The 24,074-nt window shown below is 60.9% G+C and carries 21 protein-coding genes and 1 pseudogene; 10 read left to right on the top strand and 12 right to left on the bottom strand.

All coding sequences use genetic code 11. The features are described 5' to 3' along the window. Positions 1-135 precede the first annotated feature (135 nt). Genes gcvT through gcvP form a run of 3 tightly spaced genes read left to right on the top strand, consistent with a single transcriptional unit; the run spans position 136 to position 4,522 of the window. Complete coding sequence (gene gcvT / locus AC1D2N_RS28625) at positions 136-1,272, top strand: glycine cleavage system aminomethyltransferase GcvT (protein ID WP_018445233.1); 1,137 nt, start codon at positions 136-138, stop codon at positions 1,270-1,272. A gap of 23 nt (positions 1,273-1,295) precedes the next feature. Then, positions 1,296-1,658 (top strand): glycine cleavage system protein GcvH, encoded by a 363-nt coding sequence (gene gcvH / locus AC1D2N_RS28620; protein WP_017994172.1) that lies wholly within the window; start codon positions 1,296-1,298, stop codon positions 1,656-1,658. Continuing rightward, positions 1,658-4,522: an aminomethyl-transferring glycine dehydrogenase gene (gene gcvP, locus AC1D2N_RS28615; RefSeq protein ID WP_130652463.1), complete on the top strand. Its 2,865-nt coding sequence runs from the start codon at positions 1,658-1,660 to the stop codon at positions 4,520-4,522. The genes gcvH and gcvP overlap by 1 nt, the downstream gene beginning before the upstream one ends. A gap of 291 nt (positions 4,523-4,813) precedes the next feature. Here gcvP and AC1D2N_RS28610 read toward each other — a convergent pair whose 3' ends face one another. After that, positions 4,814-5,782 (bottom strand): SDR family NAD(P)-dependent oxidoreductase, encoded by a 969-nt coding sequence (locus AC1D2N_RS28610; RefSeq protein ID WP_130652464.1) that lies wholly within the window; start codon positions 5,780-5,782, stop codon positions 4,814-4,816. Positions 5,783-5,877: 95 nt separating this feature from the next. On the opposite strand from AC1D2N_RS28610, the gene AC1D2N_RS28605 reads away from it, so the two are divergent. The 3 genes and pseudogenes from AC1D2N_RS28605 to AC1D2N_RS28595 all read left to right on the top strand — a co-directional run bounded on the left by AC1D2N_RS28605 (position 5,878) and on the right by AC1D2N_RS28595 (position 7,979). Beyond that, positions 5,878-6,501: a TetR/AcrR family transcriptional regulator gene (locus AC1D2N_RS28605; protein WP_477982449.1), complete on the top strand. Its 624-nt coding sequence runs from the start codon at positions 5,878-5,880 to the stop codon at positions 6,499-6,501. A gap of 88 nt (positions 6,502-6,589) precedes the next feature. Then, positions 6,590-6,778: pseudogene (locus tag AC1D2N_RS28600) on the top strand (hypothetical protein); the annotation flags it as partial. A 154-nt stretch (positions 6,779-6,932) separates the two neighbouring features. Further along, complete coding sequence (locus AC1D2N_RS28595) at positions 6,933-7,979, top strand: glycoside hydrolase family 25 protein (RefSeq protein ID WP_130652466.1); 1,047 nt, start codon at positions 6,933-6,935, stop codon at positions 7,977-7,979. Between the two features lie 33 nt (positions 7,980-8,012). Here the strand turns inward: AC1D2N_RS28595 and AC1D2N_RS28590 are convergent, their stop codons facing one another. Further along, complete coding sequence (locus tag AC1D2N_RS28590) at positions 8,013-10,298, bottom strand: FdhF/YdeP family oxidoreductase (RefSeq protein WP_130652467.1); 2,286 nt, start codon at positions 10,296-10,298, stop codon at positions 8,013-8,015. Positions 10,299-10,985: 687 nt separating this feature from the next. Here AC1D2N_RS28590 and AC1D2N_RS28585 point away from each other — a divergent pair. Next, on the top strand, positions 10,986-11,291 hold the full coding sequence (locus AC1D2N_RS28585; RefSeq protein WP_028733774.1) for a flagellar basal body rod protein FlgC: 306 nt from the start codon (positions 10,986-10,988) through the stop codon (positions 11,289-11,291). Between the two features lie 66 nt (positions 11,292-11,357). On the opposite strand, the gene sufA is transcribed toward AC1D2N_RS28585, so the two are convergent. The 8 genes from sufA to AC1D2N_RS28545 form a co-directional block, all read right to left on the bottom strand. Then, positions 11,358-11,750 carry a Fe-S cluster assembly scaffold SufA gene (gene sufA, locus AC1D2N_RS28580; protein ID WP_018072227.1) on the bottom strand — a complete coding sequence of 131 codons (393 nt, stop codon included), beginning with the start codon at positions 11,748-11,750 and terminating at the stop codon, positions 11,358-11,360. 93 nt (positions 11,751-11,843) lie between these two features. Next, positions 11,844-12,224 (bottom strand): SUF system Fe-S cluster assembly protein, encoded by a 381-nt coding sequence (locus AC1D2N_RS28575; RefSeq protein WP_003559708.1) that lies wholly within the window; start codon positions 12,222-12,224, stop codon positions 11,844-11,846. A gap of 12 nt (positions 12,225-12,236) precedes the next feature. Further along, positions 12,237-13,478, bottom strand: a complete 1,242-nt coding sequence (locus tag AC1D2N_RS28570; RefSeq protein ID WP_113542036.1) for a cysteine desulfurase — start codon at positions 13,476-13,478, stop codon at positions 12,237-12,239. A gap of 12 nt (positions 13,479-13,490) precedes the next feature. Then, entirely contained in the window at positions 13,491-14,765 is a 1,275-nt protein-coding gene (sufD, locus tag AC1D2N_RS28565) for a Fe-S cluster assembly protein SufD (RefSeq protein ID WP_477982446.1), read from the bottom strand. Positions 14,766-14,790: 25 nt separating this feature from the next. Then, positions 14,791-15,546 carry a Fe-S cluster assembly ATPase SufC gene (sufC, locus tag AC1D2N_RS28560; protein WP_018445225.1) on the bottom strand — a complete coding sequence of 252 codons (756 nt, stop codon included), beginning with the start codon at positions 15,544-15,546 and terminating at the stop codon, positions 14,791-14,793. 101 nt (positions 15,547-15,647) lie between these two features. After that, positions 15,648-15,989: a GIY-YIG nuclease family protein gene (locus AC1D2N_RS28555; protein ID WP_130652469.1), complete on the bottom strand. Its 342-nt coding sequence runs from the start codon at positions 15,987-15,989 to the stop codon at positions 15,648-15,650. 60 nt (positions 15,990-16,049) lie between these two features. Beyond that, on the bottom strand, positions 16,050-17,519 hold the full coding sequence (gene sufB / locus AC1D2N_RS28550; protein ID WP_018242169.1) for a Fe-S cluster assembly protein SufB: 1,470 nt from the start codon (positions 17,517-17,519) through the stop codon (positions 16,050-16,052). A gap of 142 nt (positions 17,520-17,661) precedes the next feature. Beyond that, complete coding sequence (locus AC1D2N_RS28545) at positions 17,662-18,828, bottom strand: cysteine desulfurase family protein (RefSeq protein WP_130652470.1); 1,167 nt, start codon at positions 18,826-18,828, stop codon at positions 17,662-17,664. 217 nt (positions 18,829-19,045) lie between these two features. Between AC1D2N_RS28545 and AC1D2N_RS28540 the strand changes: the two genes are divergently transcribed. Beyond that, entirely contained in the window at positions 19,046-19,723 is a 678-nt protein-coding gene (locus AC1D2N_RS28540) for an alpha/beta hydrolase (protein WP_003559715.1), read from the top strand. A gap of 144 nt (positions 19,724-19,867) precedes the next feature. Then, positions 19,868-21,043, top strand: a complete 1,176-nt coding sequence (locus AC1D2N_RS28535; protein ID WP_130652471.1) for an acyltransferase family protein — start codon at positions 19,868-19,870, stop codon at positions 21,041-21,043. Here the strand turns inward: AC1D2N_RS28535 and AC1D2N_RS28530 are convergent. Continuing rightward, positions 21,040-21,567, bottom strand: a complete 528-nt coding sequence (locus AC1D2N_RS28530; RefSeq protein WP_130652472.1) for a GNAT family N-acetyltransferase — start codon at positions 21,565-21,567, stop codon at positions 21,040-21,042. The genes AC1D2N_RS28535 and AC1D2N_RS28530 overlap by 4 nt on opposite strands. Continuing rightward, on the bottom strand, positions 21,564-22,682 hold the full coding sequence (locus AC1D2N_RS28525; RefSeq protein WP_130652473.1) for an anhydro-N-acetylmuramic acid kinase: 1,119 nt from the start codon (positions 22,680-22,682) through the stop codon (positions 21,564-21,566). The genes AC1D2N_RS28530 and AC1D2N_RS28525 overlap by 4 nt, the downstream gene beginning before the upstream one ends. 131 nt (positions 22,683-22,813) lie before the next feature. On the opposite strand from AC1D2N_RS28525, the gene tyrS reads away from it, so the two are divergent. Further along, positions 22,814-24,070, top strand: a complete 1,257-nt coding sequence (gene tyrS / locus AC1D2N_RS28520) for a tyrosine--tRNA ligase (protein WP_130652474.1) — start codon at positions 22,814-22,816, stop codon at positions 24,068-24,070. Positions 24,071-24,074 lie beyond the last annotated feature (4 nt).

Below are 24,074 nucleotides of genomic sequence, written 5' to 3'. Positions count from 1 at the left end.
GTTCTCGAAACGCTCGCCGAAGGGATAACAATCTCAGGCAAAGGGACAGAGGGGGCTCAGGAGAGAAGTGCGCAGCCGCGCCTTCAGATTTGAGCCTGCGCCTTCGTGAGAAGGCGCAAACCCCGGAGGCGTCTTTTGGACGATACTGCTGCCCTGAAGAAAACCCCGCTGCATGCCCTGCATCTTTCGCTCGGCGCCCGCATGGTGCCGTTCGCGGGTTACGACATGCCGGTGCAATACCCCGCAGGCGTCATGAAGGAGCATCTTCATACCCGCGCCGAAGCCGGCCTCTTCGATGTCTCCCACATGGGCCAGGTCATCGTGAAGGCGAAATCTGGCAGCTACGAGGATGCGGCGCTGGCGCTCGAAAGCCTGGTGCCGGTCGATATCCTCGGCCTTGCCGAAGGCCGCCAGCGTTATGGCTTCTTCACCGATGATACCGGCTGCATTCTCGACGATCTGATGATCACTCATCTCGACGATCACCTTTTCATCGTCGTCAACGCTTCCTGCAAGGAGGCCGATCTCGCTCATCTGCAGGCCCATATCGGCGACCAGTGCGACATCACGCTCCTCAATCGCGCTTTGATCGCGCTACAGGGACCGCGCGCGGTCGAAGTTCTTGCCGAGCTCTGGGCCGACGTCGCGGCGATGAAATTCATGGACGTGCGCCATTGCCGCCTGCACGATGTTTCCTGTCTGGTCTCACGCTCCGGCTATAGCGGCGAGGACGGCTTCGAGATTTCGATCCCCGTCGACAAGGCCGAGGATGTCACCATGCGGTTGCTCGAACATCCGGACGTTCAGGCGATCGGCCTCGGCGCCCGCGATTCGCTGCGCCTCGAAGCCGGCCTCTGCCTCTACGGCAATGATATCGACACGACCACCTCACCGGTCGAGGCGGCGCTGGAGTGGGCCATGCAGAAGGCAAGGCGCGGCAACGGCGCGCGCGCCGGCGGATTCCCGGGCTCTGGCCGCATCCTGTCCGAACTCGAAAACGGCGCCGCGCGCCGCCGCGTCGGCCTGAAGCCGGAAGGCAAGGCGCCGGTGCGCGGCCATGCCAAGCTCTATGCCGATGCCGAAGGCAAGGTCGAAATCGGCGAGGTCACCTCCGGCGGCTTCGGCCCCAGCGTCGAAGGCCCCGTCGCCATGGGCTACGTGCCGGTCTCCCATGCTGCGGCAGGCACACTGGTCTATGCCGAGGTGCGCGGCAAATATCTGCCGACCACCGTCAGCGCCCTGCCCTTCGTCACACCGACCTACAAACGCTAAACCTTTTCCAGAGAGGACGAACAATGCTGAAATTTACCGAAGAACACGAATGGCTGAAGATCGAAGGCGGCGTTGCGACGGTCGGCATCACCACTTATGCCGTCGATCAGCTCGGCGACCTGGTTTTCGTCGAACTCCCGGAAGTCGGCGCAACCTTCTCCAAGAACGGCAATGCCGCGACCGTTGAATCGGTCAAGGCTGCTTCCGACGTCTATTGTCCGCTTGACGGCGAGATTACCGAGGTCAATCCGGCCATCGTTGCAGATCCGTCGCTGGTCAATTCCGATCCTCAGGGCGCTGGCTGGTTCTTCAAGCTGAAGCTTGCAAATGCTGCCGACGCCGATGGTCTGCTCGACGAGGCGGCCTACAAGGAGCTCACTGCGTAATGACGACGCCGACAGAATTCCAGTTCACCGACTATCAGCCCTACGATTTCGCCAATCGCCGTCATATCGGCCCCTCGCCGGCCGAGATGACCGACATGCTGAAGGTGATCGGCTATAACAGCCTCGACGGCCTGATCGACGCGACGCTGCCGCCCTCGATCCGCCAGAAGGCGCCGCTCGTCTGGGGCGCGCCGATGACCGAGCGCGAGGCGCTCGACAAGCTGCGCGAGACCGCCAACAAGAACAAGGTGCTGGTCTCGCTGATCGGCCAGGGTTATTACGGCACGATCACACCGCCGGTCATCCAGCGCAACATCCTGGAAAACCCGGCCTGGTACACCGCCTATACGCCTTACCAGCCGGAGATCAGCCAGGGCCGCCTGGAAGCACTCCTGAACTACCAGACGATGATCTGCGACCTCACCGGCCTCGACGTCGCCAACGCCTCGCTGCTCGACGAGGCAACCGCCGCCGCCGAAGGCATGGCGATCGCCGAACGTGTCGCCAAGTCGAAGGCAAAGGCCTTCTTCGTCGATGCCGACTGCCATCCGCAGACCATCGCCCTCATCCGCACCCGCGCCGAGCCGCTCGGCTGGAGCGTCATCGTCGGCAATCCCTTCACCGATCTCGATCCTGTCGATGTCTTCGGCGCGATCTTCCAGTATCCCGGCACGCACGGTCACGTGCATGATTTTACCGGCCTGATCTCGCGCCTGCACCAGGCGGGCGCCATATCAATCGTCGCCGCCGATATCCTGGCGCTGACGCTGTTGAAATCGCCCGGCGAAATGGGTGCCGATATCGCCGTCGGCTCCTCGCAGCGCTTCGGTGTCCCGGTTGGTTACGGCGGCCCGCATGCAGCCTACATGTCAGTCAAGGATGCCATCAAGCGTTCCATGCCCGGCCGCCTCGTCGGCGTCTCCGTCGATGCCCGCGGCAACCGCGCCTATCGCCTGTCGCTGCAGACCCGCGAACAGCATATCCGCCGCGAGAAGGCGACGTCGAACATCTGCACCGCCCAGGTATTGCTTGCCGTCATGGCCTCGATGTACGCCGTCTTCCACGGCCCGAAGGGCATCAAGGCGATCGCCCAGCAGGTGCACCAGAAAGCCGTGCTGATGGCCAAGGGCCTGGAAAAGCTCGGTTATAAGGTCGAACCCGACACCTTCTTCGACACGATCACCGTCGATGTCGGCCACATGCAGGGCCTCATCCTGCGCGCCGCCGTCGCCGAAGGCGTCAATCTGCGCAAGGTCGGCGAAACCGGGATCGGCATGAGCCTTGACGAACGCACCCGGCCGGCGACGCTCGAAGCCGTTTGGCGCGCCTTCGGCGGCAATTTCACGATCGCCGATTTCGAGCCCTCCTACCGCCTGCCGAAGGGCCTGCTCAGAACCAGCGATTACCTCACCCATCCGATCTTCCACATGAACCGTGCCGAAAGCGAGATGACGCGTTACATCCGCCGGCTCTCCGATCGGGATCTGGCGCTCGACCGCTCGATGATCCCGCTCGGCTCCTGCACGATGAAGCTCAATGCGACGGCGGAAATGCTGCCGATCACCTGGCCGGAATTTTCCGACATCCATCCCTTCGTGCCGGCCGACCAGGCGCTCGGCTACCGCGAGATGATCGACGACCTGATTGAAAAGCTCTGCGCCGTCACCGGCTACGACGCCTTCTCCATGCAGCCGAATTCCGGCGCGCAGGGCGAATATGCCGGCCTGCTGACGATCCGCAACTATCATATCGCCAATGGCCACGGCCATCGCGACGTCTGCCTGATCCCGACCTCTGCGCATGGCACCAACCCGGCCTCGGCCCAGATGGTCGGCATGAAGGTCGTCGTCGTCAAGGTGCGCGAGAATGGCGATATCGATCTTGACGATTTCCGCGCCAAGGCTGAGCAGCATGCGGCAAACCTTTCGTGCTGCATGATCACCTATCCCTCGACACACGGCGTCTTCGAGGAGACCGTCAAGGAGATCTGCGATCTGGTGCACGAGCACGGCGGCCAGGTCTATCTCGACGGCGCCAACATGAATGCCATGGTCGGCCTGTCCCGCCCCGGTGACATCGGCTCCGACGTTTCGCATCTCAATCTGCACAAGACCTTCTGCATCCCGCATGGCGGCGGCGGACCCGGCATGGGCCCGATCGGTGTCAAGGCGCATCTGGCTCCCTACCTGCCTGGCCATCCCGAAACCGACGGCCGTTCGGGTGCGGTCTCGGCCGCTGCCTTCGGCTCCGCCTCGATCCTGCCGATCTCCTGGAGCTATTGCCTGATGATGGGCGGCGAAGGCCTGACGCAGGCGACCAAGGTGGCGATCCTCAACGCCAACTATATCGCCACCCGGCTGAAGGGCGCCTATGACGTGCTCTACAAGTCGGCTGCCGGCCGCGTCGCGCATGAATGCATCATCGACACCCGTCCGCTGGTCGACAGCTCGGGCGTTACGGTCGACGACGTCGCCAAGCGCCTGATCGACTGCGGCTTCCACGCGCCGACCATGAGCTGGCCGGTCGCCGGCACGCTGATGATCGAGCCGACGGAAAGCGAGACCAAGGCCGAACTCGACCGCTTCTGCGAGGCGATGCTGGCGATCCGCGAGGAAGCCCGCGCCATCGAGGATGGCCGCATGGACAAGGTGAACAACCCGCTGAAGAACGCCCCGCACACGGTGGAAGACCTCGTCGGCGAATGGGATCGTCCCTATAGCCGGGAACAGGCCTGCTTCCCGCCCGGCGCCTTCCGCGTCGACAAATACTGGTCACCGGTCAACCGCGTCGACAATGTCTATGGCGACCGCAACTTGATCTGCACCTGCCCGCCGGTGGAAAGTTACGCAGAGGCAGCGGAATAGCGGTCAAGGCCGATGCTGTAGCGAAGGGCCGAACAATCCGAGCCCCTTCCATCATGGGAGGGGCTTTTCTAATTCTGATAGAGATGCGCGGTTAACCTTAGCCTCTAACTGTCTCTCGAAGCTCCGTTCGCCTGCGAACGTCATCTCTGGCATAACATGCTACGCCCTGCGTAGCTCAACGTCAGAGCAGCTGTCTGGTTAGCCGCCGATCCAGGTTCAACTCCTCGGCAGGGGCACCAGTTTCCCAGTTCCCCTGCTCTCTATGAGAGTCGAAGCGTGCCGGTTTACGGCCTAGAAGCGCTCGCCGACCATACCCTCGCTTTTGGCCCACAATGCCCTGGCCGTCTCGGGATCGAGCGCGTAGGTGCGCACGCCTTCGGAAATCGGGCTGATCTCCGCATCCGTCACTTCGGAGATGTGGCAATTCTCGCAATATTTGCCGCCGACCGCGTCTGCCGGGGCGACGAAACCTGCCAAGACGGAGGTAGCCGCACCCTGAGGAATCGTCTTCCACCGAAAGGACGGCTTGCCCTCGGCGGCGAGTGCTGTGTTGATCTGCGTTATCATGCCTTCAATCATATTAGGGTCGAGATGACGGTCGAGTTCGGTCTGGATGCCGCCGGGATGCAGTGCCGTTGCACGGATGCCGCGCTCCTTGAGGCGCCGGTCGAGTTCCACTGCGAACAGGATATTTGCGGTTTTCGACTGGGCATAGGCCGCCCAGGGCTCATAGGTCTTGCTCTCGAAATTGAGGTCGTCGAGGCTAAAGAGCGCCATGCGATGGGCCGAGGATGCGACGATCACCACTCGGCCGCCCGATTTGACCAGCGGCGCGATGCGGTTGACCAGCACGAAATGACCGAGATGGTTGGTGCCGAACTGCATTTCGAAGCCATCGGCGGTGCGGCCGAAAGGAGCCGCCATCACGCCGGCATTGGCAATGACGACATCGAAGGGCCGGCCATCCCCAATGAGCGCATCGGCGCAGGCGCGCACGCTTGCCAGAGAGGCAAGATCAAGCTCGACGATATCCAGGCTGCCGCCATTGGCCGCACCGGCGCGCACGACTTCCGTTGCCGCCCTCGCCTTTGCAAGGTCACGTGCCGTACCCACCACCTGCGCTCCATGGGCTGCCAGCACGCGCGCGGTTTCCACGCCGAGGCCGGCCGAAACACCCGTCACCAGAACTCGCTTGCCCTTGAGATCGACGCCGGCGAGCACCTCATCGGTGGTTGATGTCGCGCCAAAAAGTCCACTCATGATTATCTCCTTGATTATGGACGCACCGCTCCGGGCTGGTGGACCATTGCCCGCCGGCCTCAAATGAAATAAAAGGAGGATGCCTCCAGATAAATATGGAGGGTACCTCCGGTTATCAAGGGGACTTCTCGGAAATGGCTGAAAAAAGTGACGGACCCACCGTCCGAAAGCCGCGTGCGGATGCCGAACGCAATCGTCTTCTGCTGATGGAAGCGGCAAAGACCGTCTTTGCCGACAAGGGTTCCAGCGCCAGCCTGGAGGAGATCGCCCGCATCGCGGGCGTCGGCATCGGCACGCTCTATCGCCATTTCCCGACGCGCGATGCACTGGTTTCCGCCATCTACCGCAACGAGACGACGCAGCTTGCCGCTGCCGCCAAAAGTCTTGCCGATACACATCCGCCTGTCGAAGCGCTTCGCCTGTGGCTGGTGCAGTTCGTGGATTATGTCGTGACGAAACACGGCATGTCCGAGGTGCTGGATTCTTTGGTCGGCGGCACCTCCGAGCTCTATGCCGATTCTGYCGATTTGATCATAGGTGCCGTCAATCTGCTGGTGGATCGCGCAGTCGCCACCGGTGAAATCCGTCTGGCGATGGACCCGCTCGATATCCTGCGCGCCCTGGCGGGCGGCGCGAGCATCAGTTGTGGCCCCGCCTGGCGGGATGCGGCAAGGCAACTCATCGATATTCTGATAGCGGGCATGAAAGCCAGTCGCTGAGGCTGTCGTACCATCCGGCACGACCGTCTCAGATGGAGCTGCGCAAGAATGGCAACATCGACATGGAGGATCTCCGCGCACAAGCTGGAAGAACCTCGTCGGCGATTGGGATCGCCCCCATAGCCGCGAACAGGCCTGCTTCTCGCCCGACGCCTTCCGCGTCGACAAATACTGGTCGCCGGTCAACCGCGTCGACAATGTCTAAGGCGACCGCAACCTGATCTGCAGCTGCCCGCTGGTGGAAAGCGACGCCGAGGCGGCTAAGTGGCAGTGTTAGGCAAAGCCCCTTCCACAGGTTGGGAAGGGCTGCGTGCCTTTTGGGCCAAAGGATCAAATTTAACCTTTCTTAGCAAGTCTCTGTTAGCAATTCATAAAGGCGGCTTCCATCAACATGGATCATCGTCGGTCCCTTGTTTTGCGTGCAGGTTCTTATGCGTCCATCGGCTGTGCCAGCAATCCTCCTCGCCGCCTTGATCCTGTCGGGATGCGCCGCAAGTTCTGGCGCCGAAGATGTGCTCACCCCTGTACCGTCGCGGGAAACGACCAACGCCATCACCCAGCCGAGCGGCCCGATACCGGCTGCCGCCGTGGGCGATCCTGCGCCCCAGACAAGCCCGCCGCAGCAAGCGTTGAGCTGGACAGGAGAGGTTCCAGAGCCGCAGGCGCTCGTGCCCGCAGACAGGCCGGTCGGCATGCCGATGCCGACGGAAAAGCCGGTCGCCCTGCTGATGCCGACCAATCCCACCGGCAATACAATGCCCGATGTCGGCACGAGGTCGCCGACCCGCGGACAAATTTACGGCCACCGGTTCCGCGATGCCAAGCCGATCAACTTCGGCTCCACCTCGCCGAGAAAGCTAGCCGTCCACGGAGTCGACGTGTCGCGCTGGCAGGGCGAGATCGACTGGGAGACCTTGCGGCGGCAAGGCGCGAACTTCGTCTACATCAAGGCCACCGACGGCGGCGATCACCTCGATCCGATGTTCAAGAAAAACTGGCGCCGGGCCAAGGAAGCCGGCCTGAAACACGGCGCCTATCACTTCTTCTACTGGTGCCGGACAGCCGGCGAACAGGCCGACTGGTTCATCCGCAACGTGCCGAGGGAAGCCAACGCTCTTCCACCCGTCATCGACGTTGAATGGAACGGCGAATCGAGCTGCAAGAGGCGCATCTCGCCTGCACGTGTCCGGGAAAAGATGCAGGTCTTCATGGACAAGCTGGAGCGCTATTACGGCCAACGCCCGATCATCTACACGGCGCCGGACTTCTACCGCGACAATTTGAAGGGGCAACTGCTCGACTATCCCTTCTGGCTGCGCTCGGTCGCCGCTCATCCCTCCAAGGTTTATCCGGGCCGCAAGTGGCTCTTCTGGCAGTATTCCGGCTCCGGCCTTTCCGATGGCGTCGACGGCAAGATCGATCTCAACGTGTTCAACGGCAACGAAAGCGACTGGCACGACTGGGTGGCGTCGCGGTAGCCGAGCCCGCCAGGCCAGTCCGCTTGCCTGACCTCACGCGGACTTCTGCACCTTGACCGGCACGCCCTTGTAGGCAGGCGTTCCCGATCTCCGGTCGTAATCACTAAGCGCGATGACCCTGTTCATCTCGGGATAATATCCGGCGATGGAGCCAACAGGGATGTCGTAGGCCACTGCGGTGAAGCCTTTGACCGCCCTGCTGCCGGTTTCAGCGACCGACTCGATATCGACCTTGTCGCCGTCGGCGAGGCCGCGTGCGGAGAGATCCCCGCTGTTCATGAAGATCACATCACGGCGGCCGAAGACACCTCGATAGCGGTCGTCAAGGCTGTAGATTGTCGTGTTGTACTGGTCGTGACTGCGCAGCGTTGTCAGAACCAGTGTGTCTGCGTCTGCAAGGCGCGGATCTTCCTCCAGTCCAGGCGCGATGAGGAACTGCGCTTTTCCTGAGGGCGTGCGCCATTGCCGATCGGAGGCGGCCACCGTGAGCCGGAAACCGCCGGGTTTCCTGACCCTTGAGTTGAAATCATGGAAATCGGGAAAGACCACCTCGATCTTTTCCCGAATGCGGTTGTAGTCAGCGACCATCCCGTCCCAATCGATATCGTATTTGGCGCCGAGCGTTGCCTTGGCGATGCCGGCGATAATGGCCGGTTCGGACCTTAGTTCGTCGCCGGGCGGCTTCAGAAAGCCGCGTGAGGCGTGCACCATCGACATGGAATCCTCGACGGTCACCGATTGTGGTCCCGTCTTCTGAATGTCTTGATCGGTACGACCGAGGACAGGAAGGATGATGGAGTTTCGGGCGATCAGCAGATGCGAGCGATTGGGTTTTGTCGCGAGATGGACCGCAAGGTCGAGCTTGCGCATACCTTCGAACGTCGCTTCCGGATCGGATATGGCGACGGCGAGATTGCCGCCGAGACAGACAAGCGCCTTCGACCGGCCTTCGATGATCGCCTCGATGGCCTCGATGGCATTATGGCCTTTCTCCTCGGGCGGGCGGAAACTGAAGGCCTTCTCCATACCATCGAGAAGCGCCTTGTTGGGGATCTCGGTGATCCCGACGGTCCGGTCACCTTGAACGTTCGAATGCCCCCGCAGCGGGCAGATACCAGCACCCCGGCGGCCGATATTTCCCCGCAACATCAGGAAGTTGGCAAGCTGCTGGACATTGGCGGTGCCGTGGCTGTGCTGGGTGATGCCCATGCCATAGCAGAGGATGACATTGCGGGCGTTGAGATAGACATCAACGGCGCTGTCGAGCGCTTCGAGCGTCAGTCCTGATCTCTTCAGGATCGACGTCCACTCCGTCTTTGCAATATCGGCCTTGAGAGCCTCCAGTCCGATCGTGTGGGCTTCGATGAATTCCCGGTCGAGAAAGCCTTTGCCGCCTGCCGCGATATCGGCATCGTCGCGCTCGAATATCCGCTTCATCAGGCCCTTGAGGGCAGCGAGATCCCCGCCGGTGCGCAGCTGATGATAAGCCGATGCGATCGGCGTCGAAGACATCGTCGCCATTTCCACCGGGTTCTGCGGTGGCGCAAATTTCTCGAGCGCGCGTTCTTTCAGGGGATTGAAGACCACGATCGGGACGCCGCGCCTCGCGGCATCATGCAGAGTGGTCATCATCCGCGGGTGGTTGGTGCCAGGATTGTGGCCGAAGCTGAAGATCGCATCGGCATGATCGAAATCTTCGAGGGTCACCGTGCCCTTCCCGACCCCGATCGAGTGTGGCAGGCCGACGCTGGTTGCCTCATGGCACATGTTCGAGCAGTCGGGAAAATTGTTGGTGCCGTAGGCCCTGACGAAAAGCTGGAACAGGAATGCAGCCTCGTTCGAGGCGCGTCCCGATGTGTAGAATTCAGCCATGTCAGGATCGGGCAGTTTGCGCAGTTCCGCGCCGATCAGCGTGAAGGCTTCCTCCCAGCCGATCGGCAGGTAACGGTCGCTGGCGTGATCATAGACCAGCGGGTGTGTCAGGCGGCCCTGGTCTTCCAGCTGATGGTCGTTCCATTGCCACAGTTCGGCGACCGTATGCGCCGCGAAAAAGTCGGGCCCGGCACGTTTCGCCGTGGATTCCCAGGTGATCGCCTTGGCGCCATTTTCACAGAACTCGAACGAACTCGTATGTTTGGGATCGGGCCAAGCGCAGCCCGGACAATCGAAGCCCTCGGGCTGATTGGCTTTCAGCAGCGTCGCAGCCCCCTGCGCAATGACCTGCTGGCGCGCAAGGGTTTCGGCAACGGCTTTGAGTGCACCCCAGCCGCCGGCGGGGGCCGTGTATTTCTCGATGCCTTTCGGCCGCTTCTTGGTCATCACCTGCTCCACAAATCCGCCGAGGGTCAGCGCCTATTATCAATGCAAAGGGATGCCATGCGATAGATGGCGCGGACATCCTCTTAAAAAAGATCGGACCGCTCCGAGGGGGCGGAGCGGTCCTGGCGGATCATCGGATCCACGAGACTTCGGCGCGGGAGGGGACATGCCGATGTCTATCGGCACATTCGCGGTGCCGGTCTCCACATGGAAGTCACTTCCGAGAGACACCCAGACCTTACCGTCCCGATAGCAGGCGACGAAACTATACATAGGTATTGGGGATGATCTTGTTGATCCTGTCCCAACCTCGTCATGCCCGTTGAAACCTAGACAGAAGTATAGGCCCAGCTACACCAGCATTGAATGTCCTGCATTTCAAACCTGCTCGACGATTCTTTCAAGGCCAGCGAACAGGAACGCAAAACTGACAGCCGCGCAACCAGATCGCCCCATTCCGAAATCCGTTCATTCCAGCCAAAGGAGAATAGCCATGGACCATATCGAACTTGAAAATCGTCGCAAAGGCGCTCCACTGCCGCCTATCCTGGATATAGTCCCGTGCCGATCCTGAACAGAGGCGACGGCACAAGGCCCTGACCTAAGGCTTTTGCTAACGCAAAGCCTTCAGCATTTCCTAAACCCTCGCAGCTAGAAGGTTACCATCCAGTTCTGGGGAAACGGCTGATGAGCATATCGGGTATTACGAGCATTGCTCTTTCGGGAATGCGGGCGCAGACCACACGTGTCGGCGCCATTGCCAACAACATCGCAAACAGCAGCACCCCGGGCTATACAAGGCTGAACACCAGCCTCACCTCCGTTGTATCAGGCGGCGTCCAGGCCCTCGTCGACCCGACGGCATCCGATGTCGATCCGGCCACTGAACTGACCGATCTGACCGAAGCCGAGCAGAGCTACAAGGCGAACGCCGTGGTCTTCGAGACCGGCGCTGACATGTGGGAAATGCTGATGAGCATCAAGCGCGACTGAGCACGCCCGAATTTCATCGAGAATTGGCTGCCTGAGAATTTCCCGCCAGCCTGAAAGTCGCGGCTATCAGGAATGCGCCGGCTCACCCTGGCGCTGTGCGGCAAGGGCCGCGAGATCGGCAGGCTTCAGCTCGACGGATTCGCCGCAGCCGCAGGCCGACGTCTGGTTCGGATTGGTGAAGGTGAAGCCGGAGCGCAACGTCGTCGTCTCAAAGCCCATTTCGGTGCCGAGCAGATAGAGGGCTGCCGACGGCTCGACCCAGACTTTGGCACCATCGCGCTCGATCAGATCGTCCTTGGCATTGGGCTCGGTCACCAGGTCGATGGTATATTCCATCCCGGCGCAGCCGCCCTTCTTGATGCCGACGCGCACGCCCTTGGCATCAGGCCCAGAATTCTCGACGATCGCTTTGACGCGGGCCGCAGCCCCGTCCGTCATGCTCATGATTGCAAAGCCCATCGGCTCATTCTCCTTCCGCAACCGGGGTCAAGATCCGGCGCATCGTGACTCAAATGTAGTACCCTGAGGTAAACGGATCAATACCGCGGGATCTCAGTACCAGCCGACGGCGACTTGCGCCTCTTCGGACATGCGATCCGGCGTCCACGGCGGATCGAAGGTCATGGCCACCTCGACGCCTGATACGCCTTCGACGGCGCCGACGGCGTTTTCGACCCAGCCGGGCATCTCGCCGGCAACCGGGCAGCCCGGGGCGGTCAGCGTCATCATGATCTTCACCATCCGGTCGTCCTCGATGTCGATCTTGTAGATCAGACCAAGTTCGAAGATGTCGGCTGGAATTTCCGGATCGTAGACGGTCTTCAGCGCGCTGATGACGTCGTCGCTCAGCCGCGCCAGCTCATCGGCCGGAATGCTGGAATGCACGATGCCTTCGCGCACGTCGATCTTCTGTTCGCTTTCGTCCAGGCTCATCACGGACACTCCTCAAGCAAAGAACTTGCGCGCATATTCAAGCGCATCGGCCAGGGCATCGACCTCGGCGCGGGTATTGTACATGCCGAAGGATGCACGGCATGTGGATGTGACGCCGAAGCGTTTCAAGAGCGGCATGGCGCAATGCGTGCCGGCCCTGACCGCAACACCCTGCCGGTCGATCACCATCGAGACGTCATGGGCATGGATGCCGGCAAGCTCGAAGGAGAAGATACTCCCCTTGTCGGGCGCCGTCCCGAAGACCCGCAGCGAATTGACCGATTTCAGCCGCTCGACCGCATAGGCAGAAAGATCCGCCTCGTGGCGCGAAATCGCCTCGCGTCCGATCTTCTCCATATAGTCGAGCGCATAACCGAGCCCGATCGCCTGCACGATCGGCGGCGTGCCGGCCTCAAAACGATGCGGCGGGTCGTTATAGGTCACCATATCCTCGGCAACTTCGAAGATCATCTCGCCGCCGCCCTGGAACGGCCGCATCTCGAAAAGCCGCTCCTTCTTGCCGTAGAGCACGCCGATGCCGGACGGGCCGTAGAGCTTGTGACCGGTCATGACGTACCAGTCGCAATCGATATCCTGCACATCGACCGGCAGATGCACGGCGCCCTGGCTGCCGTCGATCAGCACCGGGATGCCGCGCTCATGCGCGATCCGGCAGACTTCCTTGACGGGAACGATGGTGCCGAGTGCATTCGACATATGGGTGATGGCGACGAGCTTGGTGCGCTCCGTCAGGCTTTTCTCGAAATCTTCGATATGGAAAGCGCCCTCGTCGTCGACGGGCACCCAGACAAGCTTGGCGCCCTGCCGCTCGCGGATGAAGTGCCAGGGCACGATATTGGAATGGTGCTCCATGATCGTCAGGACGATCTCGTCGCCTTCGCCAATCCTAGGCATGCCCCAGCCATAGGCGACGGTGTTGATCGCTTCCGTCGAATTCTTGGTGAAAACGATGTCGTTGACCGAAGGCGCATTAAGGAAGCGGCGCACCTTTTCGCGCGCTGCCTCATAGGCGTCCGTGGCCGCATTCGAGAGATAGTGCAGGCCGCGATGCACATTGGCATATTCATGGCTATAGGCATGCGAGATGGCGTCGATCACCAGCTGCGGCTTCTGCGCCGAGGCACCGTTGTCGAGATAGACCAGCGGCTTGCCGTGCACCTTCTCCGCCAGGATCGGAAAATCCCGACGGATGGCTTCGACGTCATATTGGGTGGCCGGCACTATCTTGTCCATTGATATATCCGATCAGGCGTGCTTTTCGAGCCAGACCGAAATCACGCCTTCCAGCGCCTCGACCAGGGCCTCGTCTTCCAGTTCCTCGACGATCTCTGCGACGAAGGCGTTGACGAGCATCGCCCGCGCCTTGTTCTCCGGAATGCCGCGCGCCATCATGTAATAGAGGTGATTGGCGTCGATATCGGTCACCGTCGAGCCGTGGCCGCACTGCACGTCGTCGGCGAAGATTTCAAGCTCGGGCTTGACCGAGAATTCGGCATCGTCGGACATCAACAGCGTGTTGCAGGCCATCTTGGCATCGGTCTTCTGCGCATCGGGCGCGACCCGGATCATGCCCTGGAAGACGCCCTTGGCGCGGTCGAAGACGACGTTGCGGATCACTTCGGTCGAGCCGGTGTTCGGCACGTCGTGGCCGAGCACCATCGTCACGTCGGTATGGCTGTCGCCGCCGAGCAGGTTGATGCCGCGCAACGTCAGATCGGCGCCCTCGCCCGTCACCTTGATGTTAAGCTCCTGGCGCACCAGCCTGCCGCCGGCATTGATGACGAAAAGCCGGAGCTTGGCGTCAGCGCCGAGATCAACGCGGATCTGCCCGAGATGCGTATCGTCGGGCCCCTGCTGCTGCAGGATGATCCAGGTCAGTTCCGTGCCTTCGCCGACCGTGATGTCGCTGACGTGGGACACAAGAGCCGCATCACCGGTCACCGTGAGGTGACGCTCGATGACGGTCGCCTTGACACCGGCGCCGAAGGCCACGGGAAGGCGCGTATGTGCCTGCCCACCCGCATGGATGAACTGGATTTCAAGAGGGTTTTCAAGCTCGGCATCGGCAGGCACGTCGATGACATAGCCGTCGCGCACGAAGCTGCCATTGATGCGGCCGACGGCGTCGTCGCTGCCGAGCGCATCGAGCCCGCCTGCGGCAGAGCCGTCAAGCAGACGTTCAAAATAGGCCGAAACGCCAAGACCGTCGGCCGTAGCCTTCTGGTTGGAATGGCCCTGGATCACCGCCAGCACCGTGGCATCAGCAACGAGCGGCTCCAACGCCTCCGAGCCGGCATCGCCTGCCTGCGGCGGAACGGTGCGCAGCAGATTCTTGAGGTCGGTATAATGCCAGGCTTCGATGCGGCGCGTCGGCAGGCCGGCCTTCTTCAGGTCGTCGAGAAGCCGGTCGCGCAGGGCCGTCACCGCACCATTGCCCGGCAGCTCGCCGATCTGCTGGTTGAAGGCCTCGATCAACGCCGTCTCGGCCGCAGTCAGGCGGCTCGTCGTCTGCATGTTCATGGACGTCGTCCTTTCCACCCGAAACTCAGGCCGCCGTGCCGATAATGTCGGCATAGCCGTTGGCTTCCAGCTCATGCGCCAGCGTCTTGTCGCCCGACTTGATCACCTGGCCCTTGTAGAGCACGTGGACGGTATCCGGCACGATATAGTCGAGCAGGCGCTGGTAATGGGTGATAACCACAACCGCGCGGTCCGGCGAACGCAGCGCATTGACGCCGTCGGCCACGATCTTCAGCGCATCGATGTCGAGGCCGGAATCGGTTTCGTCAAGCACGCAGAGCTTCGGTTCGAGCAGCGCCATCTGCAGGATTTCGGCGCGCTTCTTCTCGCCGCCGGAAAAGCCGACATTCAGCGGCCGCTTCAGCATCTCGGTATTGATCTGCAGCTTTCCGGCAGCATCCTTGACCCGGCGCATGAAATCCGGCGTCGTCAGTTCGTCCTCGCCGCGCGCCTTGCGCTGCTCGTTCATCGCCACCTTCAGGAACTGCATGGTGGCAACACCCGGAATTTCGACCGGATACTGGAAGGCGAGGAAGATGCCCTTGGCGGCGCGCTCGGCCGGATCGAGCTCGAGGATGCTCTCGCCATTATAGAGAATGTCGCCCTCGGTGACTTCGTAATCGCTGCGGCCGGAGAGCACATAGGAGAGCGTCGACTTGCCGGAGCCGTTCGGCCCCATGATGGCGGCAACTTCGCCGGCCTTCACCGTCAGGTTCAGGCCACGGATGATCTCGGTGCCGTCCTCGGCGATGCGGGCATGGAGGTTTCTGATTTCAAGCATTTCGTTCTTCCTGTCCATAAGGCGGGTCCAAGTGCCGCCTGATTGACCGTGCTCATCGGTCTCGATCGTCATCCTCGGGCTTGTCCCGAGGATCTAAGCCTTCAATTGTAATCGCTCCACTCCCGCGTATTCGGATGCGGTCGATAGATATTCTCGATTTCATCGATCCGCTCGTAAAGGTCGATCCAGGTCGGATTGATGCCCTCTATAAGCTTGATTTTCCATTCACGCAGGTAGCGTTTCAAAGACTTCTCTCGTCGGATCGCCAACACGATGTTCGGGTGGTTCTCAAACCAGACAAGATTCTTCGCTCTGTATTTCTGCGTAAAGCCCTTCTGGATCTCGTTGCGGTGTTCCCATATGCGTCCGTGCAAATCACTCGTGACGCCGGTGTAGATCACGCCTCGCGGTTTGTCGGACATCATGTAGACGAAACCACTCATCCTTTGTTCTCTGGCCGCTGCAGATCCTCGGGACAAGCCCGAGGATGACGGAAACCGTGGTTACCCCACCGAACCCTCGAGCGAGATGCTGATCAGCTTCTGCGCCTCGACGGCGAATTCCATCGGCAGTTCCTGCAGGACTTCCTTGACGAAGCCGTTGACGATCAGTGCGATCGCCGCTTCGGTCGGGATGCCGCGCTGCAGGCAGTAGAACAGCTGGTCCTCGGAGATCTTCGAAGTCGTCGCTTCATGCTCGAACTGCGCCGTCGAATTCTTCGCCTCGATGTAGGGCACGGTATGGGCGCCGCACTTGTCACCGATCAAAAGCGAATCGCACTGGGTGAAGTTGCGCGCATTCGACGCCTTGCGGTGAGCCGAGACCTGGCCGCGATAGGTGTTGTTGGAAACGCCGGCGGCGATACCCTTGGAGACGATGCGGCTCGACGTGTTCTTGCCGAGATGGATCATCTTGGTGCCGCTGTCGATCTGCTGATGGCCATTCGAAACGGCGATCGAGTAGAATTCGCCGCGGCTGTCGTCGCCGCGCAGGATGCAGGACGGATACTTCCAGGTGATCGCCGAGCCGGTTTCGACCTGCGTCCAGGAGATCTTCGAACGGTCGCCGCGGCAATCGCCGCGCTTGGTGACGAAATTGTAGATGCCGCCCTTGCCGTTCTTGTCGCCCGGATACCAGTTCTGCACCGTCGAATATTTGATCTCGGCGTCATCGAGCGCAACCAGCTCGACCACGGCGGCATGCAATTGGTTTTCATCGCGCTGCGGCGCCGTGCAGCCTTCGAGATAGGAGACGTAGGCGCCCTCTTCCGCAATGATCAGCGTGCGCTCGAACTGGCCGGTGCCCTTCTCATTGATGCGGAAATAGGTGGACAGCTCCATCGGGCAACGAACGCCCTTCGGCACGAAGACGAAGGAGCCGTCGGTAAAGACCGCCGAATTCAGCGTCGCGTAATAATTGTCCGAGGTCGGCACGACCGAGCCGAGATATTTCCGGACGAGATCGGGATATTCGCGGATGGCTTCCGAGATCGACATGAAGATCACGCCGGCCTTCTTCAGCTCTGCCTTGAAGGTGGTGACGACCGAGACGCTGTCGAAAACGGCGTCGACGGCGATCTTCGGCTTCTCGACGCCGGCAAGAATCTCCTGTTCACGCAGCGGAATGCCGAGCTTCTCATAGACCTTCAACAGCTCCGGATCGACCTCGTCGAGCGACTTCGGACCCGGCGTGCTTTTCGGCGCGGCGTAATAATAGATGTCGTTGAAATCGATCTTCGGATAGTTGACGCGCGCCCAGGTCGGCTCTTCCAGCGTCAGCCAGCGACGATAGGCCTCGAGACGCCATTCCAGCATCCACTCCGGCTCCTGCTTCTTCGCCGAAATGAAACGAATGATGTCCTCGGACAGGCCTTTTGGCGCCTTATCCATCTCGATGACGGTCTCGAAACCGTATTTGTACTGGTCCACATCGATCAGGCGGACCTGGTCGATTGTTTCCTGCACGGCAGCCATCTCATTCTCCAATCTCGCCGGATACAAGGTCCGGCAGCTTGTAGCGTTTGGGCAATTGTCTTGCCCTTTATGTAAGAGGCCAAAAGGGACTTTTCAGCCCGATTGGCAAGCAGAAATTTGCGTTTCCGCAAGTTTTGACGGGTCAGGCCGCCTCGCCCGCCGACCTCCGCCGACAGGCAATCTTCGCGAAAGCCGCAATCGCCCTGTCGACATCGTCTTCCGTCGTCGAAAAGCCGAGCGAGATGCGTAGCGCTCCGAGCTTGGCGTCACGTCCCATTGCCGTCAGCACGTGGCTTTCCCCGAGCCGACCGGATGAGCAGGCCGAACCTGCAGAAAGGGCAACGCCTTCGAGATCGAAGGCGATCTGCCCGGTCTCAGCCTTCAGCCCCGGCAGGGTGAAGAAGATCGTATTGGCGACGCGCTCGCCGCCCTCGCCGTGGATCATCACATCGGATGCCGCCTCACGCATGCCGGCTTCCAGCCGCTCGCGTAGCGCGCCGACCGTCGCATTGCGCGCCTCGAGTTCGTCGGACGCAGCTTCTGCCGCCGCGCCGAAGCCGATCAGCGCCAGAGAATTCTGTGTCCCTGAGCGGTGACCCCGCTCCTGCCCGCCGCCCTGGATCAGCGGCCTGGGCATCAGCGCCTCGCCGCGTGCGATGAGCGCGCCGGCCCCCTTCGGCCCGCCGATCTTGTGCGAGGAGACGATCATGAAATCGGCGCCGATCTTCTCGATATCGACCGCGATGCGGCCTGCCGCCTGCACGGCGTCGACGACGAAGAGCCCGCCATGGGCGTGGACGATCTTTGCCGCCGCCTCAACCGGCTGCACGATGCCCGTCTCGTTGTTGACGAGCATGATAGCGACCATCGGCAGGCCGGCGGCCTTGTCATGCGCATCAAGCCGGAGGCCGAGCGCATCGAGATCGACGATACCGGCTTCCGTCACCGGGATCTCCGTCATACTCTCCCTGGCGAAGCGGCCGCCTTCGCGCACAGCCGGATGCTCGATCGCCGAAAAATAGAGATGGCCCAGCCGAAGCGGCGTGCGGCCCATGCGGAAATCCGGTGTCAGCACCAGGTTAGCGGCCTCGGTCGCACCGCTGGTAAAGACCACATTGCCAGGACCGGTGCCGGCAAGTGCTGCCACCTTGCGCCGTGCGCCTTCGATGGCGGCGCGCGCGGCGCGGCCCTCTCCGTGCACGCTGTTCGGATTGCCAAACACATCGATGGCGCGCATGATCGCCGCGCGTGCTGCGGGGTGCAGCGGCGCTGTGGCATTCCAGTCGAGATAAAGGCGTGGCGGCGCCATGATCTTCAGTCCTGCGCTTGACGAGCTTGCTTCAGCGGCCGCGGTTCATTTTTCTTGAAATTTCCGCCGGGCTTGCCTTATGACACGTTCCACGATGCGTGGATCGCCATGCAAGTTTCGAATTGTTCTAAACTGCGTTTTAGAAAAGCTGACAACACTAGTCAAGTCATGTTGTCATCCAGCGCAGCGCGAACGCGAAATAAAACCCGGAGTACCAATGCCCGAAGTTATTTTCAACGGCCCAGCCGGCCGTCTTGAAGGCCGCTACCAGCCCTCCAAGGAAAAAAGCGCGCCCATCGCCCTGATTCTGCATCCGCATCCGCAGTTCGGCGGCACGATGAACAATCAGATCGTCTATCAGCTCTTCTACATGTTCCAGAAGCGCGGGTTCACTACGCTGCGCTTCAACTTCCGGGGCATTGGCCGCAGCCAGGGTGAATTCGACCATGGCGCCGGCGAACTCTCGGATGCCGCCTCGGCGCTCGACTGGGTGCAGAGCCTGCATCCCGATTCCAAGACCTGTTGGGTCGCCGGTTATTCCTTCGGCTCCTGGATCGGCATGCAGCTCCTGATGCGCCGGCCGGAGATCGAAGGCTTCATGTCGATCGCGCCGCAGCCGAACACCTACGACTTTTCCTTCCTGGCGCCCTGCCCCTCTTCCGGACTGATCATCAACGGCGAAGCCGACAAGGTGGCGCCGGAAAAGGATGTCAACGGCTTGGTCGAGAAGCTGAAGACCCAGAAGGGCATCCTCATCACCCACCGCACCGTTGCCAACGCCAACCACTTCTTCAATGGCCAGGTGGAAACGCTGATGGGCGAATGCGAGGATTACCTCGACCGTCGCCTCAACGGCGAACTGGTGCCGGAACCGGCCGCCAAGCGGATTCGCTGACACCACAAAATCTCGGCCGCATCGATGCCGTGACGGTCCGGAACACCACCGGGCCGGATGTGTCAGAACAGATCACCTACCGTGTTGCAATGTATGTTGCAGTGCGGTAGGGTCCTCGCGATCCTAACAAAAGCGAGGTCCGCAATGACCAAGTCGTTCGGGGAAGTCCTGGATAAGTATAGGGGAATTGGTCCGGGGTTCGATTTTCTTCGAATAGGGCTCGCCTTTTCCATCGTATTGACCCATTCCTTTTTGTTAACCGAGAACAATGACTTCATCAGGGGGTCGGTATTCTGGTTTACTGAATACGCTCTTGTTCCGATGTTCTTCGCTTTGAGCGGATTTCTGATCGCCGGCAGCGCCCAGCGACTGAGCCTCCGGAATTTCCTGATCAACCGAGGCTTGCGCATCGTCCCGGCCCTTGCGGTCGATATCGTCGTCTGTTCGTTGATTATCGGGCCGATCATAACGGTCGTTTATCATTCCGAATATTTTACCGATCAGCGATTTTTCAAATACTTCCTGAATATCGTCGGCTGGATCCATTACGAGCTTCCGGGCGTGTTCGAGAATAATCCGAGTCAACGGGTCAATGGCGCTCTCTGGACGGTTCCCTGGGAGATTTTCTGCTACATCATCATGTCGTTCCTGATGATCACCGCCATCGTCAAGACGCGCTACAAGCTGCTTGCGGTAACGATCGCCTACATCGCCATCGGCCTTGTCGTGCAAAAGATGCCCTATCTGTTACCTGATACAATCAAGCCGATCGCTCGCTTCCTGTTCATGAGCCGAGGCTCCCAGCTGATAACCGCCTTCATGATGGGCATCGTCGCCTTTCAGTTCAAAGCGGTCATTCCGCATTCCCGCTGGCTGTTCGCCGCCGCCTGCCTGATTTGCATCGTCGCCATTCTGACCCTGGACAGCCGGGCGACGGAGTCGGTGATGAACCGACCCCTGGTCATCACCTCTCTCGTTTACATCACCGTCTTCGTCGGCCTGTCCGAGGTGCCCATTCCGGCCTTTTTCAGGAAGGGCGACTATTCCTACGGCGTCTATCTCTATCACGACCCGTTTTTGCAGATCTGGATCAGCTCGTTCCCGTCGGTGTTTCTCTATCCGAAATATGGTGCGCTGGCGCTCTATCTCGTCGGCCTGCCATCGGCTCTCGCCGTCGCGGTGCTGTCCTGGCATTTCATCGAGAAGCCGATCCTTGGCCTTCGCAAGAAGTTCTCGTTCATTGCTCAGGTCAGGGGCGTCGAGGATGGCAACCAGGCTGGTCGCGAATCAAATGTCCGGCCGGTCGCGGTAAAAAGTTAGGGCATTGGCGGCCGCATGTCGGCGGTGAGTTCGAAAGCCGTGCCAAGCACTCCGTCGATCGGGATCGGCGCGCGTTCGCGCATGCCGATCTTTCTGAGGACGCGTTGCGAGACGATGTTTTCGGGATGCGTGAAGGCGATGAAGCCGGATGCAAACTGCCTTTCGAAGAACCAGTCGGCCAAGGCGCCTGCCGCCTCCGTTGCCAGGCCCTTGCCCCACGCCTCCTCGCGCAGGGAATAACCGAGTTCGAATTGCTCGCTCCTGAACTTCGAAATGCCGGCGCGGCCGACGAAGTTGCCGTCCTCGGCGAGGAGCTTGTATTTGGTCGTGCCGTCGCGCGCCTGCTCTTCGAACCAGCCCTTCAGCCGCTGCTCAGCCTTCTCGAGGCTCCACGGCGCATTGCCGGACAGATAGCGGCTCGTCGCCATCGTCGAATGCAGCTGCCGCACCAGGGCCGCATCGCCTTCGTCCCACATGACCAAGCTGAGCCGTGGCGTCTTCAGTATGACCCTCTGCTCTCTCATGGCGTTGCCACCACCCCGCCGCTGACGGGGACGCCCACTCCCGTTGTGCCGGGAAATGTCAACGGCAGCCCGTCCAGCGACCGGACGGCGAGATAGGCCCAGGCCTCGGCTTCCATCGCGTCGCCATCGAAGCCTGCCTCCTCGGCGCTCAGTACCTTCGAGCCAAACCTTTCGGCCATGACCGAAAATTCCGCCATCAGAGTGGCGTTCAGCCGCCCGCCGCCGCAGACGATATAGACCACTGGGGTCTCGGGCAGGAAGCTGGCGGATTTGATGATCGAGGCGGCGGCGACATGCGCCAGTGTCCGGGCGCCGTCTTCAAGGCTTGCTTCCTCGGGCCGAAGCGGCGCGAAATCGCCCCGATCGAGGGAACGACGAACATTGCCGCGAAAGAACGGGCTTTGCAGATAACGCTCCGCCAAGCTGGCAACGACCTTACCGCGCCCGCCGATCTCGCCGCCGGGATCATAAGTTCTGCCGGTCTGCATCTCCACCCACTGGTCGATCAGCGTATTGCCCGGCCCGCTGTCGAAGGCCGATATCCGGCCGTCCGTGCCGATAGAGGTGAGATTGGAGATGCCGCCGATATTGACGAAGCACACCGCCTGTCCCTGCTGCTGGAATTTTCCCGCAAGTGCTGCGTGATAGGCCGGCACCAGCGGCGCACCCTGCCCGCCATGGACCATGTCGTTGGCGCGCATGTCGTAGACCACCGGTATGCCGGTTCGGTGCGCCAGTTCCGGGCCGTCGCCGATCTGGATCGTCAATCCCTCATCAGGGCGATGAAGCACCGTCTGGCCATGGAAGCCGAGAACATCGACGCCATCGGCTAAAAGCTCGAAACGCTCCATGAATGCCGTAACGGCAATTACATGCCGTAAGGTCAATTCAAGCTCGATAGCACGAAGCTCAGCGGGCCTTTCGTTCCTGTCGCTCAGTGGACGTGCGATTTCCAGCGCCCGTTTGAGCTGCCCACGAAAATCGGCATCATAGGGCACGCCCATGAACGGCCCGCGCTCGATGAAGCCGCGACCGTCGGTCCTGATCAGCGCGACGTCGATTCCATCCATCGACGTGCCGCTCATCAAACCGATCGCGGTCCTGATGACATTCATGAGGCTTGCCTCCCATGCGATTCCCGGATGCACTTTTGTAAAAACAGTGCTAAACGCGCCGCGACAGATCAACAACAACGAACTTGCGTGAGGCCCGCACGGGGTAGCGCAGACACCAAGAGACGAAACCCATGTCCGAGTTCAAGTCCGATTTCCTCCGCACGCTGAAAGAGCGCGGCTTCATTCATCAGGTCTCCGATGAAAGCGGCCTCGATGACCTGTTCGCCAAGGAAACCGTGACAGCCTATATCGGCTTCGATCCGACGGCGCCCAGCCTGCACGCCGGCTCGCTGATCCAGATCATGATGCTGCACTGGATGCAGAAGACCGGTCATCGCGCCATCTCGCTGATGGGCGGCGGCACCGGCATGGTCGGCGATCCCTCCTTCAAGGAAGAAGCGCGCCAGCTCATGACCGTAGATACGATCGAAGGCAATATCGCTTCGATCAAGCGCGTCTTCTCCAATTACCTGAACTACGGCGACAGTCCGAAGGACGCGCTGATGATCAACAATGCCGAATGGCTGCGCTCGCTGAACTACCTCGAATTCCTGCGCGATGTCGGCAAGCACTTCTCGGTCAACCGCATGCTGTCCTTCGACAGCGTCAAGACGCGTCTCGACCGCGAACAGTCCCTGTCCTTCCTGGAATTCAACTACATGATCCTCCAGGCCTATGACTTCGTCGAGCTTGCCAAGCGCTACGATTGCCGCCTGCAGATGGGTGGTTCGGACCAGTGGGGCAATATCGTCAACGGTATCGATCTCGGTCACCGCATGGGGACACAGCAGCTCTATGCGCTGACATCGCCGCTGCTGACGACGTCATCCGGCGCCAAGATGGGCAAGTCGGCAACAGGCGCTGTCTGGCTGAACGCCGACATGCTCTCGGCCTATGATTTCTGGCAGTACTGGCGCAACACCGAGGATGCCGACGTCTCGCGCTTCCTGAAGCTCTACACCACGCTGCCGATGGATGAAATCGCCCGTCTCTCCGCACTCGGCGGCTCGGAGATCAACGAGGTCAAGAAGATCCTTGCGACCGAGGTAACGGCAATCCTGCACGGCCGCCAGGCCGCTGAACAGGCTGCCGAAACGGCACGCAAGACCTTCGAGGAAGGTGGCCTCTCGGAAAATCTCCCGTCGGTCGACGTGCCCGCCTCCGAGCTCGACGCTGGCATCGGCCTTCTGTCGCTGATCGTACGTGCCGGCCTTGCCGGTTCGAACGGCGAAGCGCGCCGTCACGTCCAGGGCGGCGCGGTCCGCATCAACGACGAGGCGGTCAGCGACGAACGCAAGATGATCGGCAGCGGCGAAATCACCGCCGACGGCATCATCAAGCTCTCGCTCGGTAAGAAGAAACACATCCTGATCCGCCGCGCGGCGTAAGCGG

The sequence above is a fragment of the Rhizobium sp. P1_B8 genome, assembly GCF_056406515.1.
The sequence above is the reverse complement of the archived record's forward strand: the minus strand, read 5'-3'. Positions and strand labels throughout refer to the sequence as shown.